Origin of the sequence: Streptosporangium sp. NPDC023615 (assembly GCF_040640155.1) — a bacterium.
Taxonomy (GTDB): domain Bacteria; phylum Actinomycetota; class Actinomycetes; order Streptosporangiales; family Streptosporangiaceae; genus Streptosporangium.
This window is the reverse complement of the sequence record NZ_JBFABE010000073.1, coordinates 8487-23940: the sequence shown is the minus strand read 5'-3', so window position 1 is coordinate 23940 and position 15454 is coordinate 8487. Positions and strand designations below refer to the sequence as shown.

The 15454-nt window shown below is 72.5% G+C and carries 13 protein-coding genes; 3 read left to right on the top strand and 10 right to left on the bottom strand.

Going from position 1 to position 15454, the window contains the following annotated elements; genetic code table 11:
* Positions 1 to 7 precede the first annotated feature (7 nt).
* Both AB0G16_RS32895 and valS read right to left on the bottom strand, forming a co-directional pair.
* Positions 8 to 1204 (bottom strand): AI-2E family transporter, encoded by a 1197-nt coding sequence (locus tag AB0G16_RS32895; protein WP_362813936.1) that lies wholly within the window; start codon positions 1202 to 1204, stop codon positions 8 to 10.
* 278 nt (positions 1205 to 1482) lie between these two features.
* Positions 1483 to 4149 carry a valine--tRNA ligase gene (gene valS, locus AB0G16_RS32890; RefSeq protein WP_362813934.1) on the bottom strand — a complete coding sequence of 889 codons (2667 nt, stop codon included), beginning with the start codon at positions 4147 to 4149 and terminating at the stop codon, positions 1483 to 1485.
* A gap of 81 nt (positions 4150 to 4230) precedes the next feature.
* Here valS and AB0G16_RS32885 point away from each other — a divergent pair, with 81 nt between their 5' ends.
* Positions 4231 to 4527, top strand: coding sequence for a DUF4235 domain-containing protein (locus tag AB0G16_RS32885; protein ID WP_362813932.1), 297 nt, complete (start codon positions 4231 to 4233; stop codon positions 4525 to 4527).
* A 103-nt stretch (positions 4528 to 4630) separates the two neighbouring features.
* Here the strand turns inward: AB0G16_RS32885 and AB0G16_RS32880 are convergent, their stop codons facing one another.
* The 5 genes from AB0G16_RS32880 to AB0G16_RS32860 all read right to left on the bottom strand — a co-directional run bounded on the left by AB0G16_RS32880 (position 4631) and on the right by AB0G16_RS32860 (position 9688).
* Positions 4631 to 6007 (bottom strand): trehalose-6-phosphate synthase, encoded by a 1377-nt coding sequence (locus AB0G16_RS32880; RefSeq protein ID WP_362813930.1) that lies wholly within the window; start codon positions 6005 to 6007, stop codon positions 4631 to 4633.
* A gap of 56 nt (positions 6008 to 6063) precedes the next feature.
* Positions 6064 to 6903, bottom strand: coding sequence for a hypothetical protein (locus AB0G16_RS32875; RefSeq protein WP_362813928.1), 840 nt, complete (start codon positions 6901 to 6903; stop codon positions 6064 to 6066).
* An 81-nt stretch (positions 6904 to 6984) separates the two neighbouring features.
* Positions 6985 to 7284 carry a DUF4193 domain-containing protein gene (locus tag AB0G16_RS32870; RefSeq protein ID WP_362813926.1) on the bottom strand — a complete coding sequence of 100 codons (300 nt, stop codon included), beginning with the start codon at positions 7282 to 7284 and terminating at the stop codon, positions 6985 to 6987.
* A 272-nt stretch (positions 7285 to 7556) separates the two neighbouring features.
* Positions 7557 to 9038, bottom strand: coding sequence for a HAMP domain-containing sensor histidine kinase (locus tag AB0G16_RS32865; protein WP_362813924.1), 1482 nt, complete (start codon positions 9036 to 9038; stop codon positions 7557 to 7559).
* Positions 9035 to 9688, bottom strand: a complete 654-nt coding sequence (locus tag AB0G16_RS32860; protein ID WP_362813922.1) for a response regulator transcription factor — start codon at positions 9686 to 9688, stop codon at positions 9035 to 9037. The genes AB0G16_RS32865 and AB0G16_RS32860 overlap by 4 nt, the downstream gene beginning before the upstream one ends.
* 217 nt (positions 9689 to 9905) lie before the next feature.
* On the opposite strand from AB0G16_RS32860, the gene AB0G16_RS32855 reads away from it, so the two are divergent.
* Positions 9906 to 10070, top strand: coding sequence for a hypothetical protein (locus AB0G16_RS32855; RefSeq protein WP_362813920.1), 165 nt, complete (start codon positions 9906 to 9908; stop codon positions 10068 to 10070).
* A gap of 69 nt (positions 10071 to 10139) precedes the next feature.
* On the opposite strand, the gene AB0G16_RS32850 is transcribed toward AB0G16_RS32855, so the two are convergent.
* Both AB0G16_RS32850 and AB0G16_RS32845 read right to left on the bottom strand, forming a co-directional pair.
* A complete protein-coding gene (locus AB0G16_RS32850; RefSeq protein WP_362813918.1) occupies positions 10140 to 10934 on the bottom strand; it encodes an inositol monophosphatase family protein in 795 nt (264 codons plus the stop codon).
* A 268-nt stretch (positions 10935 to 11202) separates the two neighbouring features.
* Entirely contained in the window at positions 11203 to 13146 is a 1944-nt protein-coding gene (locus AB0G16_RS32845) for a prolyl oligopeptidase family serine peptidase (RefSeq protein ID WP_362813973.1), read from the bottom strand.
* Between the two features lie 176 nt (positions 13147 to 13322).
* Here AB0G16_RS32845 and AB0G16_RS32840 point away from each other — a divergent pair, with 176 nt between their 5' ends.
* Entirely contained in the window at positions 13323 to 14285 is a 963-nt protein-coding gene (locus AB0G16_RS32840) for a ferrochelatase (protein ID WP_362813916.1), read from the top strand.
* Positions 14286 to 14316: 31 nt separating this feature from the next.
* On the opposite strand, the gene AB0G16_RS32835 is transcribed toward AB0G16_RS32840, so the two are convergent.
* Positions 14317 to 15454: lytic transglycosylase domain-containing protein (locus tag AB0G16_RS32835; protein ID WP_362813914.1), on the bottom strand; the 1138-nt coding region annotated here is incomplete at its 5' end.

Here is a 15454-nt window from a genome sequence, read left to right as displayed (position 1 = left end):
CAGAACGTTACCCCTTGGGCTGCGGTGATTCGTCATTCACCGGCTTTCCCGCCTCGGCGGGCGGCCCCGAGGGGCCGGGACCACCGGGCCCCTCCGGCTCGGGGCCGCCCGGATCCGGGTGCGGCGAGGCCGGTGGCAGTGCTCGCGGCGGGGAGGCCCTGAGCTCGGGCAGCGCCCGGTAGATCACGGCGGCGACCGGCACCGCCACGGCGGCGCCCGCGATGCCCGCCAGGATGCCGCCCACGGCCAGCACGAGGATGATGGCCAGCGGGTGGAAGTGCAGCACCCGGCCCACGATCAGCGGCTGCAGCACGTGGTTCTCCAGTTGCTGCTCCACCACCAGGATGCCGAGGAAGATCAGGGCGTAGATCGGCCCCTTGGCGCCCAGGGTGACCAGCGTCGCCACCATTCCGGCGAAGAAGATGCCGACGATCGGGATGAAGCTGGCGAGGAAGATCAGCACCGCCAGCGGCGCCCAGAGCGGTACGCCCATCCCGGCGAGCACGATGCCCATGATCACGCCGTGCACGGCGGCCACCGCGACCGTGCCCTGCACGTACTGCGAGAGCGTCACCCAGGCCGTACGGCCCGCCCGGTCCACCCGGGGCGCCATGCTCCCGAACCCCTTGAGGAACCACGACCAGATCCGGTCGCCGTCCTTGAGCAGGAAGAAGGTCACGAACAGCAGCAGCACGATGGAGGCCAGCACCTCCACCGCCACGGTGGCGCCGGTCAGGACCGTCTGGGTGATCTGGTTGCGCTGGGCGGTGACCTGCTTGCTGATCTCGTCGACCATGCTGGTCAGCTGGTTCGGCTGCAGGTGCAGGGGGCCGGTGTAGAGCCAGTTCTCCACGGACTTGGCGGTCTGGCGCACCTGGTCGACGAGGCCGGGGAACTCGTCGTTGGCGCGGACCCCGATGATCCAGCCGGTGCCGCCGAGCACGGCGAGCGCGATGAGCATGGTGACCCAGGTGGCGTAGATGGGCCGCAGGCCCATCGCGCCGAGCCGCCGCGTGATCGGGAACAGCAGCGCGGTCAGCAGGAGCGCCACGGCGACCGGCAGCACCACGATGCGCAGCGTCGCGATGAACTGCGCGAAGTAGAAGACGGCCCAGCCGATGATGATCAGGCACAGGCTCCACAGCGCGAGGCGGAGCAGCGTGCGCGGCACCAGGCCGGTCAGGCGTTCCCGATCGGAGATCACGGATCCCAGCCTGGCACGCCGGGGTGGGAAATGCGCGGGAGTTACCGGGCCGACACGACCGGACCCGGCACCGGCCCGTCGGGCCGGTGCCGGGTCGTTCGGCGACCTCGGCCGGCCGGGCTCAGCGCTCGGCCGGCGGGCGGGCGATCACCCTGTCCTCGAGGTAGCAGCTGCAGTTACCACATCCTGGCGGCATGACCCGTCCTCCCCTCACCTGTCGTGCCTCGACCGTACGACGGGACGGCCCGACGGAAAGGACAGAGTCGCGGGCGCCGCGGTCAGGTGAGGGCGACCTCCACCAGCAGCTCGCCCCCGCCGGGGTGGAGCACGAACTCGTCGATGACGCCCGCGCCGCACAGGTCGTCCTGTGCCTGCCGCACCAGGTCCACCCGCGCCCCGGTGACGGTCAGCCGGGAGACCTCGGCGCGCATGGACAGGCGGGCGTCGGACTTGGCCTTGCGGACCCGGCCCAGGACCGCGGCCACCGCGGGCAGCAGCTCGGGGTCGCCGCCGCGCAGGGCCGGCTCGGGCCAGGGGGCCCGGTGCACCGAGCCCTCCCGCCACCAGGACCAGACCTCCTCGGTGACGAAGGGCAGGAACGGGGCGAACAGCCGGAGCATGACGTCGAGGGCCTCGCGCAGCGCCGCGTGCGCCGAGCGCGCGGCCGCGCTCGCCCCGCCCGAGCCGGCGCCACCCGAGCCGGTGCCGTCCGAAGCGGTGCCGTCCGAAGCGGCGCCGTCCCCGCCGGAGCCCGAGCCGCCCGGACCGGCGCCGTCCCCGGCCGCGGCGCCCGGGCGCGCGCCGTCGTAGGCCCTGGCCTTGACCAGCTCCAGGTAGTCGTCGCAGAACTCCCAGAAGAACCGTTCGGTCCGCTCCAGCGCGCGGGTGTAGTCGTAGCCCTCCATCGCCTCGGTGGCCTCCCCGACCACCTCCGCGAGCCGGGCCAGCATCGACAGGTCGATCGGCTCGGTCACCTCGCCGCCGTCCTCGCCGAGGCCGAGGACGAACCTGGAGGCGTTCAGGATCTTGATGGCCAGGCGGCGGCCGATCTTGATCTGACCGGTGTCGAAGGCGGTGTCGGTGCCCGGACGGCCGTGCGCGGCCCAGTAGCGGACCGCGTCGGAGCCGTACTGCTCCAGCAGCCCGGACGGGGTGACCACGTTGCCCACGGACTTGGACATCTTCTTGCGGTCGGGGTCGATGATCCAGCCGGAGATCGCGACGTCGCTCCAGGGCAGGGTGCCCCGCTCCAGGTGGCTTCGGGCCACCGTGGAGAACAGCCAGGTCCGGATGATCTCGTGGGCCTGCGGGCGCAGGTCCATCGGGAAGACCCGGTCGAACAGGTCGGGGTCGCGCTCCCAGCCCCCGGCGATCTGCGGTGTGAGCGAGGAGGTGGCCCAGGTGTCCATGACGTCGGGGTCGGCGGTGAAACCGCCCGCCTTGCCGCGCTGGTCCTCGGTGTAGCCGGGTGGCGCGTCACTCGCGGGGTCCACCGGCAGCGCGGACTCCGGCGGCGTGATCGGCGCGGAGTGGTCGGGCTCGCCCTCGGCGTCCAGCGGGTACCAGACCGGGATCGGCACGCCGAAGAAGCGCTGCCGGGAGATCAGCCAGTCGCCCGCCAGGCCCTGCACCCAGCCGTCGTAGCGGGCCCGCATGTGCGGCGGGTGCCAGGCGAGCTCCGCGCCCCGCGCCAGGAGCGCGTCGCGCAGCGCCTCCTCGCGCCCGCCGTTGCGGAGGTACCACTGCCGGGTGCTGACGATCTCCAGGGGGCGGTCCCCCTTCTCGTAGAACTTCACCGGGCGCCGCACCGGCCTTGGCTCGCCCTCCAGGTCGCCCGAGGCCCGCAGCAGCTCCACGATCCGCTCGCGGGCGCCGTGCGCGGTCCTGCCGGCCAGCTCGGCGTACGGCCCGGCCGGCACGCCCTCGGGGGCGTCCGGCAGCAGCCTGCCGTCCCAGCCGACGACCGGGCGGGTGGGCAGGCCCAGCTCGCGCCACCACACGACGTCGGTGACGTCGCCGAAGGTGCAGATCATCGCGATGCCCGACCCCTTGTCGGGCTCGGCCAGGTGGTGGGCCAGCACCGGCACCTCGACGTCGAACAGCGGGGTCCTGACCGTGGTGCCGAACAGCGGCCGGTAGCGCTCGTCGTCGGGGTGGGCGACCAGCGCGACGCAGGCGGGCAGCAGCTCGGGACGGGTCGTCTCGATCCAGACGCGGTCGCCGAAGCCCCTGGCCCGCTGCTCCCGCGAGAGCGTGAAACCCACCCGGTGGAAGGCGCCCGGCCACTCGCGGTCCTCCAGCTCGGCCTGGGCCACGGCGGTGCGGAAGGTGACGTCCCAGAGCGTGGGCGCCTGGGCCACGTACGCCTCGCCCCGGGCCAGGTTGCGCAGGAAGGCCCGCTGGGAGGCGGCGCGCGCGGCGGTGCCGATGGTGGCGTACGTCAGCGACCAGTCCACCGACAGGCCCAGGCGGCGCCAGAGCTCCTCGAACGCCTTCTCGTCCTCGACCGTGAGCCGCTCGCACAGTTCGATGAAGTTCCCGCGCGAGATCGGGACCTGCCGCTTGGCGTCGGGCCGTGCGGGCGGTTCGAACGAGGGGTCGTAGGCGATGGAGGGGTCGCAGCGCACGCCGAAGTGGTTCTGCACCCGGCGCTCGGTGGGCAGGCCGTTGTCGTCCCAGCCCATGGGGTAGAAGACCTCACGCCCGCGCATCCGCCGGAAACGGGCGATCGTGTCGGTGTGGGTGTAGGAGAAGACGTGGCCCACGTGCAGGGAACCGGAGACGGTCGGCGGCGGGGTGTCGATCGAGTAGATCTCCTCGCGCGTGCGCGACCTGTCGAACCGGTAGGTCCCCTCGGCCTCCCAGCGGCCCGCCCATACCGACTCCAGGCCGTCGAGAGTCGGTTTCTCGGGCATGGGCGCGGTGCGCGGTCGCTGTTGTGTCATGCCGCCCTATGGTATGGCTTCACGCGGGGCGGCGCTGGAGGAGACTAGGGTTGCGAGGCGGACCGCGAACGGGAGGACCACATGGCCGACAACACCGAGAAGCAGGACATGGCGTGGAAGGCCATCGGCGGCCTGCTGGGCCTGGCCACGGCCTGGGGCGCCAGGAAGGTCATCGGCTTCGCCTGGGAGAAGGTGACCGGCAGGAAGGCCCCCATCGACAACGAGTCGCTCGACACCGGCCTCGGCGAGGCGATCGGTTACGCCGTGGTGATGGGGGTCGGAATGCAGGTGACGCAGATCGTGGTGGCCCGCACCGCCAGGAAGCGCTACGACGCCTGGAGGGCGGTCAAGGCCGCGGCCAAGGACGTCACCGGCTGACGGCCGGCTGACCGGCGGCCGAGGGTCGGCTGACCGGCGGGCTCCGGGGGCCGCGCCCCTCACCGGAACGGCGAGGACGCGGCCCCCGGGCCCGGCGGACGTCTCAGGACGCCTCCAGCGCGGCCAGGAACTCCTTGGCCCAGCGGTCCACGTCGTAGGTGGCGACCCTGCGGCGCAGCGAGCGCATCCGGCGCGACAGGTCGTGCGGCGTGGCCCGCATCGCGGCCAGCATGGCCCGCTTGAGGCCGTCGACGTCGTAGGGGTTGACCATGAACGCCTGGCGCAGCTCGTCGGCCGCCCCGGCGAACTCGCTGAGCACCAGAGCGCCGCGCAGGTCGTTGCGGCAGGAGATGTACTCCTTGGCGACCAGGTTCATGCCGTCGCGCAGCGGCGTGACCACCATCACGTCCGCGGCCAGGTAGAGCGAGGCCAGCTCGTCGCGGCCGTAGGACTGGTGCATGTACTGCACCGGCTGCTGCCCCAGCTCGCCCTGCTCGCCGTTGATCCGCCCGACCTGCAGCTCGATCGAGTCGCGCAGCCGCATGTACTCCTCGACCCGTTCCCGGCTCGGCGTGGCGATCTGGACGAACGCCGCCTCGCCCGGTTTGATCGTCCCCTCCGACAGCAGCTCGCCGAACGCCTTGAGGCGCTGGCCGATGCCCTTGGTGTAGTCGAGCCTGTCCACGCCGAGCAGCATGCACTCCGGGTCGCCCAGCTCGGCGCGGATCTCCCTGGCGCGGGCGATGATGTGCGGCTCCCTGACCAGGGAGTCGAACTCGCCGAAGTCGACGGAGATCGGGAAGGCCGCGGCCCGCACCACCCGGTCCCCCACCTGGATCTCGTTCTTGTGGTGCTGGTAGCCGAGCAGGATGCGGCAGAGCCGGATGAAGTTGGACGCGCCGCCGGGCCGCTGGAACCCGACCAGGTCCGCGCCGAGCAGGCCCTCGACGAGCTCGCGCCGCCACGGGAGCTGGGAGAACAACTCCACCGGCGGGAACGGGATGTGCAGGAAGAAGCCGATGCGCAGGTCGGGGCGGAGCTTGCGGAGCATGGCCGGGACGAGCTGGAGCTGGTAGTCCTGCACCCACACGACCGCGTTCTCCGCGGCCTCCTCGGCGGCGGCCTGGGCGAAGCGCTCGTTGACGGCGCGGTAGGACTCCCAGGTGACGCGCGAGTAGACCGGGGGGGCGACCACGTCGTGGTAGAGCGGCCAGAGCGTGCCGTTGGAGAAGCCCTCGTAGTAGAGCTCGACCTCCTCCTCCGACAGCGGGACGGGCACGAGCTGCATGCCGTCGTGTTCGAAGGGCTCCAGCCGTTCCCCCGGGGCGCCGTGCCAGCCGACCCACGCCCCCTCCCTGCGCTGCAGGACGGGGGCGATCGCGGTGACGAGGCCGCCGGGGCTGCGCCGCCACATGTCCTCCCCGACCCGGTCGACGGGAAGACGGTTGGCGACGATCACGAACGCGCTGCGGCCCAGCACAGTATTCCTCCAGGTAGTCGAGAGCTTACGTAAAGGACTACCCGTTCAACGAACTTCTATGACTTTCCAGGTGGAAGGGCGCCCCGGTGGATCCTCAGGTCCGCCCGTACGGCGTCGCCGAGCTTGTTGGTGGCGGCGCGGTTGAGGAAACCGCCGGCCACGGCGCCGGTGAGGAAGGGGCCGAAGGTGGTGAGGTGGCGTCCCATGGTGCGCATCAACCGGTTGCGGAGCGCGGTCTTGGCGGCGGTGCCGAGCGCCACGGTCATCGTCCCGGGGGCCATGGGGTCGACGCCGCGCTGCTTGGACCAGGCCATCGCGAAGGCCATGGCGCGCTGGCTGCCGGTGCCGGGGACCTGCATGCCGTACACCTCGTGCAGCTCGGCGATGAGCTTGACCTCGATCGCGGCGACGACCAGGGTCTCGGCGACGAGCTGGGCGGGCGCCGACAGCAGCAGGGGAGGCGCGGCGAACTCGGCCGCGGCGACGGCCCCGCCGATGGCGCCGACGGTCATGGTGGCCTTGGTCGCGGTCCGCACCAGGTCGTCGGCGAGCGCCTCGGAGGTGAGGCCGTGGTGGTGCTCGGAGAGGGTGGCGAGGTCTCGGATGGGGATGCGGGGCGCCACCGCCATGAACACGTCGGTCAGCCAGCGGCCCCGGCCCGCGCCGGACGCCTTGGCCTTCTTCGCCCCCTGGGCGAGTGATCTCGTGAGACGGCCGAGCAGCCTTCGCCGCTCGGCCCCGTCCATGTCGCCGGGCTCGGCGAGCCTGCCGACGATCTCCGCCACTTCCCGTTCAGGCGCGCCGGCCTCCGCGGCTTCCCGTTCGGGCGCGCCGGCCGACTCCCGGGCCGTGAAGTCGTCCGGCGCGGCACCGGTCTGCCTGTTCTCTGACGTCATGTCTCGGAACCTCCTCAAGGCTGTCTGAGCGCCCTACCCGCGAGGGGAGGGACACACCTCGGACAGCCGTCGGAATCGTCGTCAGGCCGCGCACTCCCGGCAGATCTGCTGGTTGTTCCTCTCCACGGCGAGCTGGCTGCGGTGGTGCACCAGGAAGCAGCGCGCGCAGGTGAACTCGTCGGCCTGACGAGGAATCACCCGGAGCGAGAGCTCCTCGTTGGACAGGTCCGCGCCCGGCAGTTCGAGCGATTCGGCGAGATCGGTCTCGTCGATGTCGATGCTGCCCGAGGACTTGTCGGTACGGCGGGCCTGCAGTTCCTGCAGACTGTCCTCGCTGAGGTCGTCGTCTGTCTTGCGTGGACTGTCGTAGTCGGTAGCCATCGGTCTGCTCCATCCCCCTCATCTATCTGTCTGCGCTCACTCGCGCGTGTGTAACGTTCGAGAGGCACGGCTTGTGCCCGATCCGCCAGAGAGATTCCTGCTTCGGTACCCCGCCGGAATGGTCACTGAACCTCCCTACACGTGAGGGACGTACTGCCAATGGCCACGGTTAGCCAAATATGGCGTAAACCACAGCATCGGCGGCATGCACCACCGTGTTCGACGGCACATCCAACCACATGTACGGCGCGAACGAGACGCCCCCCGCCGGATCAACGTGGCTGAAGTCGCACGGTGACCACCAGCCCTCCTCCGTCCCTGGGCAGGGCGGTCACGTTGCCCCCGTGGGCCCGCACGATCGCGCGGACGATGGAGAGCCCGAGCCCCGCCCCCTTGCCGGAGTCGACCCGGTCGGCGTTGAGCCGCCGGAAAGGCTCGAAAAGGCTGTTCACCTCGTACGCGGGCACGTGCGGCCCCGTGTTGGCCACCTGAACAACCAAGGCACCCTCCGTCATTCCCGTCCTCACCCACAGACGTCCGGATTCGGGAAGGTTGTGCTTTATGGCGTTCTCCACGAGATTGGCCACGCACCGCTCCAGCAGGACCGGGTCGCCGACGGTCTCGGCGGCGCGCAGCTCGGCGGTCACGGCGACCCCGGCCTCCTCGGCCCGTACGGCGAGCTGGTCGACGGCCGTCTCGGCCACGTCCTTCATGTCCACCGGCTTGCGCACGCTCAGCTCGCGCTCGCTCCTGGCCAGCAATAGCAGGCCCTCGATCAGGCGCTCGTTGCGGGCGTTGACCTCCAGCAGGGTACGGCCCAGCGCCTTGAGGTCGCCCGAGGCCTCGGGGTCGCCCAGGGCGATCTCCAGGACCGTCCGGTTGATCGTCAGGGGGGTGCGGAGCTCGTGCGAGGCGTTGGCCACGAATCTTCGCTGGGTGTCGAAGGCCACGTTGAGCCTGGTGAGCATCGCGTCGAAGGTGTCGGCGAGCTCCTTGAGCTCGTCGTCGGGGCCCTTGAGGTCGATCCGCTCGTGGGCGAGGGTGGAGCCCGACAGCTTGCGGGCGGTGGCGGTCATCTGCTGGATGGGCTTGAGCGCCCGGTCGGCGACGATGTAGCCGATGATGACGGCCAGGATGCCGATGCCCAGCAGGGCCAGCACCGAACGGGTCAGCATGTCCTTCTGCACGCCGGTGATCGCGACGTGCTGCTGCCAGTACCACCGCCGCTTGAACTCGGCCTCGATCTCGCTCGGCACCCCTTCCACGTCGAAGGGGAAGGGAGGCCACGCCGAGTAGAGCGACCAGCCCACCAGGAGGTAGATCACGGTCATGAGCAGGGCCCCGGCCGTGAAGAACAGCACGGCGTAGGTGAGCGTCAGCCGCCAGCGGATGCTGAGCCGGTCGACGACCGTCCTGGCCCGCTCCACGAGGGTGCGCCGTACCGGGGAGGCGCCCGCCGGGGGCGGCCCGTCCCAGGCGGGCGGGCCGGTCGGCGGCGGGGGACGGTCGGCGGGTCCCTTGCCCGTCATCGGCCCCAACGGCCCCGCCGGCCCCACCGGCCCCACGGGTCCTCCCGGCCCCACCGGTCCCGCAGGTCCCACCGGTCCCACCGGCTCCGAGGAGAGGTGCTCGGCCTTCCAGGCGCTCCGCTCGGAGTGCGGGCTGATCATCGGGTGGGTCGGCACGGACTCCCTGCCCTCGCCCGCCGGGACGAAGGTGGGGTGCTCCTCTCCCCCGCCTGCCGGAGCGCTCACAGCTTGTACCCGACTCCGGGCACCGTCTCGATCACCTGGGGCTCGCCCAGTTTCTTCCTCAGCGTCATCATGGTGACGCGCACCACGTTGGTGAACGGGTCGATGTTCTCGTCCCACGCCTTGTCCAGCAGGTCCTCCTGGCTGACGACCGCCCCTTCGGCGCGCATCAGCTCCTCCAGGACCGCGAACTCCTTCTTGGTGAGCGCGATCTCCTCGCCGTCCCTGCTGACCAGGCGCTTGCCCGGGTCCAGGCGTACCCCGGCCCGCTCCAGCACCGGCGGGAGCGCCGGGGCCGAGCGGCGGCCGAGCGCCCGCACCCGCGCCACGAGCTCGATGAACACGAAGGGCTTGGCCAGGTAGTCGTCGGCGCCCAGGCCCAGCCCCTCCACCTTGTCGTCGACGTCCCCGGAGGCGGTCAGCATCAGGATGCGCGACGCGGTACGGGAGGCCACCAGCCGGCGGCAGACCTCGTCCCCGTGCACCTTGGGCAGGTCCCTGTCCAGGACGACGACGTCGTAGTCGATGTAGCCGGTCCGCTCCAGCGCGCCGGCGCCGTCGTAGGCCACGTCCACGGCCATCGCCTCGCGCCGGAGCCCGGTCGCGATCGCGTCGGCGAGCACCCGCTCGTCCTCAACCACAAGCACTCGCATGGCCTATGGCACCTCCCGTCACATTCCATGGGCAGCCGCTGGAACGGCTCTCCATTGTCACCCCGGCCCCTGTAAGCACACGGTAAGGCCCCCGTGCGAGCACTGCGCGTGATGTCGGGAACACATAGGTTTATCGCTCTGTTCACCGTGGGTACAGCCGGTTCCAGTCCCTGCCGCGCTACTTTCCATCCCCTGAGACCGTGAGAAAGAAGGTGAGATGGGCGAGTTCACCACCACAATCGAACACCGCCTCGACCAGGCCCACAGGAGTCTGCAGGAGGCCCGGTCCACCGGCGACGAGTACCTCGCCGACACCCTCACCGCCGAGATCGAGGATCTCCACCGTCTGGCCTCGGACAACGGCGTTCCCCTACAGCGCTGACGCACGTGAGGGCCCCCCGGCCGGGCCGGGGGGCCCTCACGTGCCCCGGGGCCCGCGGGGGGCCGGCGGTCAGGCGTCGCGTTCCGGGTCGAGCGGGAGCAGCAGGTCGTGCAGCTCCTCGAACAGGCCAGGTGCCGCGCAGAGCGTCAGGCCGGGGTTGGCCCCCTTTCCCTCCAGCCCGCCGACCCGCGCCCCGGCCTCGGCGGCGATCAGGCCCCCGGCCGCGTAGTCCCACTGCTGGGGGCCGCGCTCGTAGTAGCCGTCGACCCGCCCGGCCGCCACCGCGCACAGGTCCGAGGCCGCCGAGCCGCCCCGGCGGATGTCACGCACCCGTGGCAGCACGTGGCGCAGCACCTCGGCCTGCACCGCGCGCCGCCCGGTCCCGTAGCCGAACCCGGTGGCGATCAGGGCCTGGTCCAGGGGCACGCCGGTGTTGCAGCTCAGCCGCTCCCCCGACAGCCACGCGCCCCGGCCCCTGACGGCGGTGAACACCTCGGCGCGGGGCACGATGTTGACCACCCCGGCGATCACCTCGCCGTCCACCTCCACCGCGATGCTGACCGCCCACTCGGGCACCCCGTACAGGAAGTTGACGGTCCCGTCGATCGGGTCGACGATCCAGCGGACCCTGCCGTCGCCGGTGGGGCCGCCCTCCTCGCCGAGGATCGCGTCGTCGGGCCTGACCGCCTTGATCCTGTCCCTGATCAGCTCCTCCGAGGCCCGGTCCAGGGCCGTCACCACGTCGGTGGGGCTGGACTTGGTGATCAGCACCTCGGGCCGGGCCGGCCGCTTGGCCAGCAGCATCTCACCGGCCTCCCTGGCGATCTCCTCCGCCAGCCTGCCGAAGGTCACCGCACTGTCCACGATCCGCTCACCGTTCCTCGCTCGCTCCGCCGGGTTCCCGCGGCGGCGCCGCGGCTCCCGTCCCCACCCGTCCCGCCGGATCCGGGTGGGCCCTTCGTCGTGCCGCGTTCGCCGGGGTTCCCGCCCGGCCCGGGGCGCGGCCCCCCATCGTCCCACCGGATCCGGCCGCGCCCGCCGTACCCGCCGCACCCGCCGGGTGCGGCGGGTGAGGCGGGTGAGGCGGGTGAGGCGGGTGAGGCGGGTACGGCCGGACGCGGCGGGTACGCGATCACGAGAGCGATTCCGGCCGCTTCCACTCGCCGCCGAGGACGTGCTGCTCCAGGAAGGCCAGGACGGTCTCGTACCATACGACCGCGTTCCCGGGCTTGAGCACCCAGTGGTTCTCGTCGGGGAAGTAGAGGAACTTCGACTCCACCTCCGAGCGCCGCAGGTCCCACCACAGGCGCAGCGCCTCGCCGATGGGCACCCGGTAGTCCTTGTCCCCGTGGACGACCAGCATCGGGGTGGTGATGTTCTCCAGCGACAGGTGCGGGGAGAGCCTGGTGTACAGCTCGCCGCCCGGGGAGCCGAACTCCCGCTGCCAGTACATGGACGCGTCCGTGGTGCCGGCGAACTGGTCGAGGTTCCACAGCGAGGCGTGGGTGACGATCGCCCCGAACCTGTCGGTGTGCCCGGCGACCCAGTTGGCCATGTAGCCGCCGAAGGAGCCGCCCATGGCGCCGATCCTGCCGGCGTCGATCTCGGGCAGCTCCAGCGCGGCGTCGGTGATCGACATCAGGTCGGCGTGGGTGCGCGGGCCCCAGTCGGCCCAGCCGCGCCGGATCATCTCCGGCCCGTACCCGGTGGACAGGCACGGGTCGGGCAGCAGCACCGCGTACCCGCGCGCGGCCATGATCCACGGGTTCCAGCGCCAGGACCAGTCGTTCCAGCTGCTCAGCGGGCCGCCGTGGATCCAGAGCAGCATCGGGGCCGGGGCGTCGCCCGAGGCCCCCTCGGGCAGCACCAGCCAGGCCCTGATCTCCGCGCCGTCGTCGGCGGTCGCGGTGACCTCGGTGAGGGTGCCCGGCGTCCCCGGCCCGGGGGCCGGCGAGGCCAGGTACCCGAGCGTGCCGTCCGCGGCGATCCTGACCGGCGTGGCGGGGGCGTCCACGGCGCCGCGCAGCGCGTACACGACGCCGTCGGGCGCCACGTTGAGCGAGGAGTACGCCCCGTCGTCGGGGGTGAGCCGCTGCGGCGCCGCGCCGTCGGCGGCGACCCGGAAGACCGGCCGCCTGCCGAGGTGGTCGGCGGCCACGAACAGCGAGCGGGAGTCGGGCGCCCAGGCGAGGTCGGCCGGCCAGAGCTCCCCGCCCGCCGGGTGGCCCTCGCCTGTGGCCAGGTCCACGATCCACAGGGTGGTCTCGGGGATCCGCTCGGTGGTGGCGTGCCCGACGCGCACGCACGCGACCAGGCGGCCGTCCGGGGAGATCCTGACGGGCCCCTCGAAGTCGTGGCCGTCCTGGCCGGCCAGGACGCGCCGGTCGCCTCCCTCCGTCACGGGGATCACGACCAGCTCGGAGCGGAGCTCTCCGTGCGGCAGCGGCACCTTCCAGGTGGTCACGACGGCGGAACCGTCCGGCGTCACGGCGTAGGAGGCCTCGTCGTCCAGGGCGCGGCCCGGCCGCGGGGTGAGGTCCCTGACCTCGGCCAGCCGCTCGGCGTCCCCCAGGACGCCCGCGAACAGCCGCGTCTCGCCCGGCCCGAGGTCGTGGTCCCAGTAGCGCACCGGGTAGTCCTCGTGCAGGATCGCGCTGATCCCGGCCTCCTTGCGCGCCTTGCGCCGCTCGGCCTCGTCGGCCTCGTCGCCCGGGAGCACGTCGGAGCCGAAGACCACGGTCGTCCCGCCGGCGGCGAACCCGGTCACGCCACCGGGCCTGGAGGCGATCCGCCGGGCCTCGCCGCCCGCCGCCGGCAGCAGCCACAGGGCTCCGACCTCCTCGTCGGGGTCCTTGACCGTGGGGTCGGGCCGGCGCGACCCGAAGAGCAGATCACCCGTCCGGGTGAACTCCGCCCCGGCCTCGCCCTTGACCGACCGCGTCAACCGGCGCGGCCGGTCGCGGTCATCCAGGGGGACCTCCCACAGGGAGGTTCCGTACGATCTCCCATCGGGGTCGAGCGCCTGGACCGTACCGGCCAGGCGCGTTCCATCGGGGGACAGGCGCAGGGACACCATCCGCGGTACGCCGACATAGTCGCGGATGTCGTTGAATGGAGTCACGGATTCGAACCTACCCGGCGATCGTTCCCGGGCAAGCGCCCCGCGGGTATGCATCCGCCGGCCCCGCCGGTGACGAATGACTCAGGGTGAGCATGCGAGAGAACACCCGGGCATGCGGTTTGATGAATGCCATGGGGAACTACGACGCGCTTCTCGTCGTCTCGTTCGGGGGACCGGAGAAGCCGGACGACGTGATGCCGTTCCTGGAGAACGTGGTGCGGGGGCGCGGCGTCCCGCGTGAGCGGTTGCTGGAGGTCGAGAAGCACTACCAGGACCTGGGCGGCGCCAGCCCGATCAACCAGCAGTGCCGCGACCTGATCGCGGCGGTGGAGCCGACCGTCGACCTGCCGATCTACTGGGGCAACCGCAACTGGCACCCGTTCCTGGAGGACACGCTCCGCCGGATGGCCGACGACGGCGTACGCAGGGCGGCGGCCTTCGTCACCTCGGCCTACGGCTCCTACTCGGCCTGCCGGCAGTACCGCGACGACATCGCGCGCGCCCGGGCCGCCGTGGAGGGCGCCCCGGAGATCGTCAAGCTCCGCCACTTCTTCGACCATCCCGGGTTCCTCGCGGCGATGACCGACCACACCCGCCAGGCGCTGGACCGCCTGCCGGAGGGGCTCCGCGAGGACGCCCGGCTGGTCTTCACCGCGCACAGCATCCCGACCTCGATGGCCGAGACGGCCGGGCCCGAGGGCGGCCTGTACGAGGCGCAGCTGCGCCGGGCGGCCTCGCTGGTCACCGACGCCGTCGGCGGCGGCCGCGCGTGGGACCTGGTCTGGCAGAGCCGCAGCGGCGCGCCGCACATCCCGTGGCTGGAGCCCGACGTCTGCGACCACCTGGAGAAGATCGACGCCCCGGCGGTGGTGCTGGTGCCGATCGGGTTCGTCTCCGACCACATGGAGGTCGTCTACGACCTCGACGTGGAGGCCGCCGGGACGGCGGAGCGGATCGGCCTGCCGCTGGTGCGGGCGGCCACGGCGGGCGTCCACCCGAGGTTCGTCTCGATGGTCGGGGAGCTGCTCGCCGAGCCGGAGCCGGTGGCGTGCCCGGCGACCTGCTGCCCGGCGCCCCGGCGCCGCCCGTCGTAGCCGGCGGGCCGCGTCAGGGGCGTCAGGGGCGTCAGGGGTACGCGGCGGCGTACCCCCGGGAGACGGCCATCACCTTGGCCACGTAGGACCAGGAGTGGTTGTAGAACCAGACGGCCTTCTCCAGCTTCCTGCCGCCCTGGCCCGCCCCGTTGGCGCACAGGTAGTTGGCCGCCCCCGGCACCGCGTCGTAGGGGCTCCAGATGTCCGCGACGCCGTCGCCGTCGCCGTCCACCCCGTACGCCTTCCAGGTGGCGGGCATGAACTGCATCGGCCCCTGCGCGCCCGCCGACGACGGGCCGTTGTTGCGCCCGTGGGAGCTCTCCACCTGCCCGATCGCGGCCAGGACGGTCCAGGAGAGTCCGGGACAGACCTGGGCCGATCTGCGGTAGAGCTCCAGGTAGCTCGCGGGCCTGCCGACCGCGACCCGCTTCGCCCTCCCGCCGCCCGTGGCGGCCGTGCCCGTACCGGTGTCGCCGCTGCCGCCGCCCGTCCCCTTCCGTCCGGCGGCGTTCTCGCCGGTGGCCGCGGTCGTGCTCCCGCCGGCCTCGCGGGTGGTCGCGGCGCCGGCCGCGCGGCCGACCGTGACCACCTGGGCGCCGGGGCCGAGCAGTTCGCCCACCCGCGTCCTGAGGGCGGCGGTGGCCTTCTGGGGGGCGTGCACGAGCAGTGCCACGCCCGGCAGCAGGCTCAGCCGGCGGCCGGTCTCCCGCGACACGACGCCGTCCACGCCGGGCAGCCCGAAGACCGCCGAGGCCGCGACGCGCAGCCGGGGACCGCCGTCCACCTGGTAGTGCGAGCCGAGGGCCAGGCCCAGGCGGCGTACCGCCGAGGCGTCGGCGACGAGGTCACCGGCCGCGAGGGCGCTCCAGAGCGCCGGTTGGCCGGCCACCCCCGGGGACGTCCAGGGGCGGAAGCGGGCGGGGTCCACCGCGATGAGGTTGACCCCCACCCCGGCGACCTTGACCACTCCCCCGTCGAAGGCGTCGGTCTTCCAGACGTGCCTGAGCCGGGAGATGTCCGCCCTGGTCCGCTCCGTCAGCGTCGAGGGGGAGACGACCATCAGGCGGGGCGGGGTGGGGGACGCGCCCGGGCCCGGATCGGCGCCGGGCGTGGTGGCGGGGCCGGCGGCGGGGCCGGCGGCGGGGCCGGCGGCGGGGCCGGCGGCGGGG

What these genes read in the sequence shown, in the direction of transcription:
- valS (WP_362813934.1), bottom strand. Translation starts at nt 4,149, where the DNA reads ATGACACAACAGCGACCGCGCACCGCGCCCATGCCCGAGAAACCGACT.
- AB0G16_RS32885 (WP_362813932.1), top strand. Translation starts at nt 4,231, where the DNA reads ATGGCCGACAACACCGAGAAGCAGGACATGGCGTGGAAGGCCATCGGC.
- AB0G16_RS32875 (WP_362813928.1), bottom strand. Translation starts at nt 6,903, where the DNA reads ATGACGTCAGAGAACAGGCAGACCGGTGCCGCGCCGGACGACTTCACG.
- AB0G16_RS32870 (WP_362813926.1), bottom strand. Translation starts at nt 7,284, where the DNA reads ATGGCTACCGACTACGACAGTCCACGCAAGACAGACGACGACCTCAGC.
- AB0G16_RS32860 (WP_362813922.1), bottom strand. Translation starts at nt 9,688, where the DNA reads ATGCGAGTGCTTGTGGTTGAGGACGAGCGGGTGCTCGCCGACGCGATC.
- AB0G16_RS32855 (WP_362813920.1), top strand. Translation starts at nt 9,906, where the DNA reads ATGGGCGAGTTCACCACCACAATCGAACACCGCCTCGACCAGGCCCAC.
- AB0G16_RS32845 (WP_362813973.1), bottom strand. Translation starts at nt 13,146, where the DNA reads ATGGTGTCCCTGCGCCTGTCCCCCGATGGAACGCGCCTGGCCGGTACG.
- AB0G16_RS32840 (WP_362813916.1), top strand. Translation starts at nt 13,323, where the DNA reads ATGGGGAACTACGACGCGCTTCTCGTCGTCTCGTTCGGGGGACCGGAG.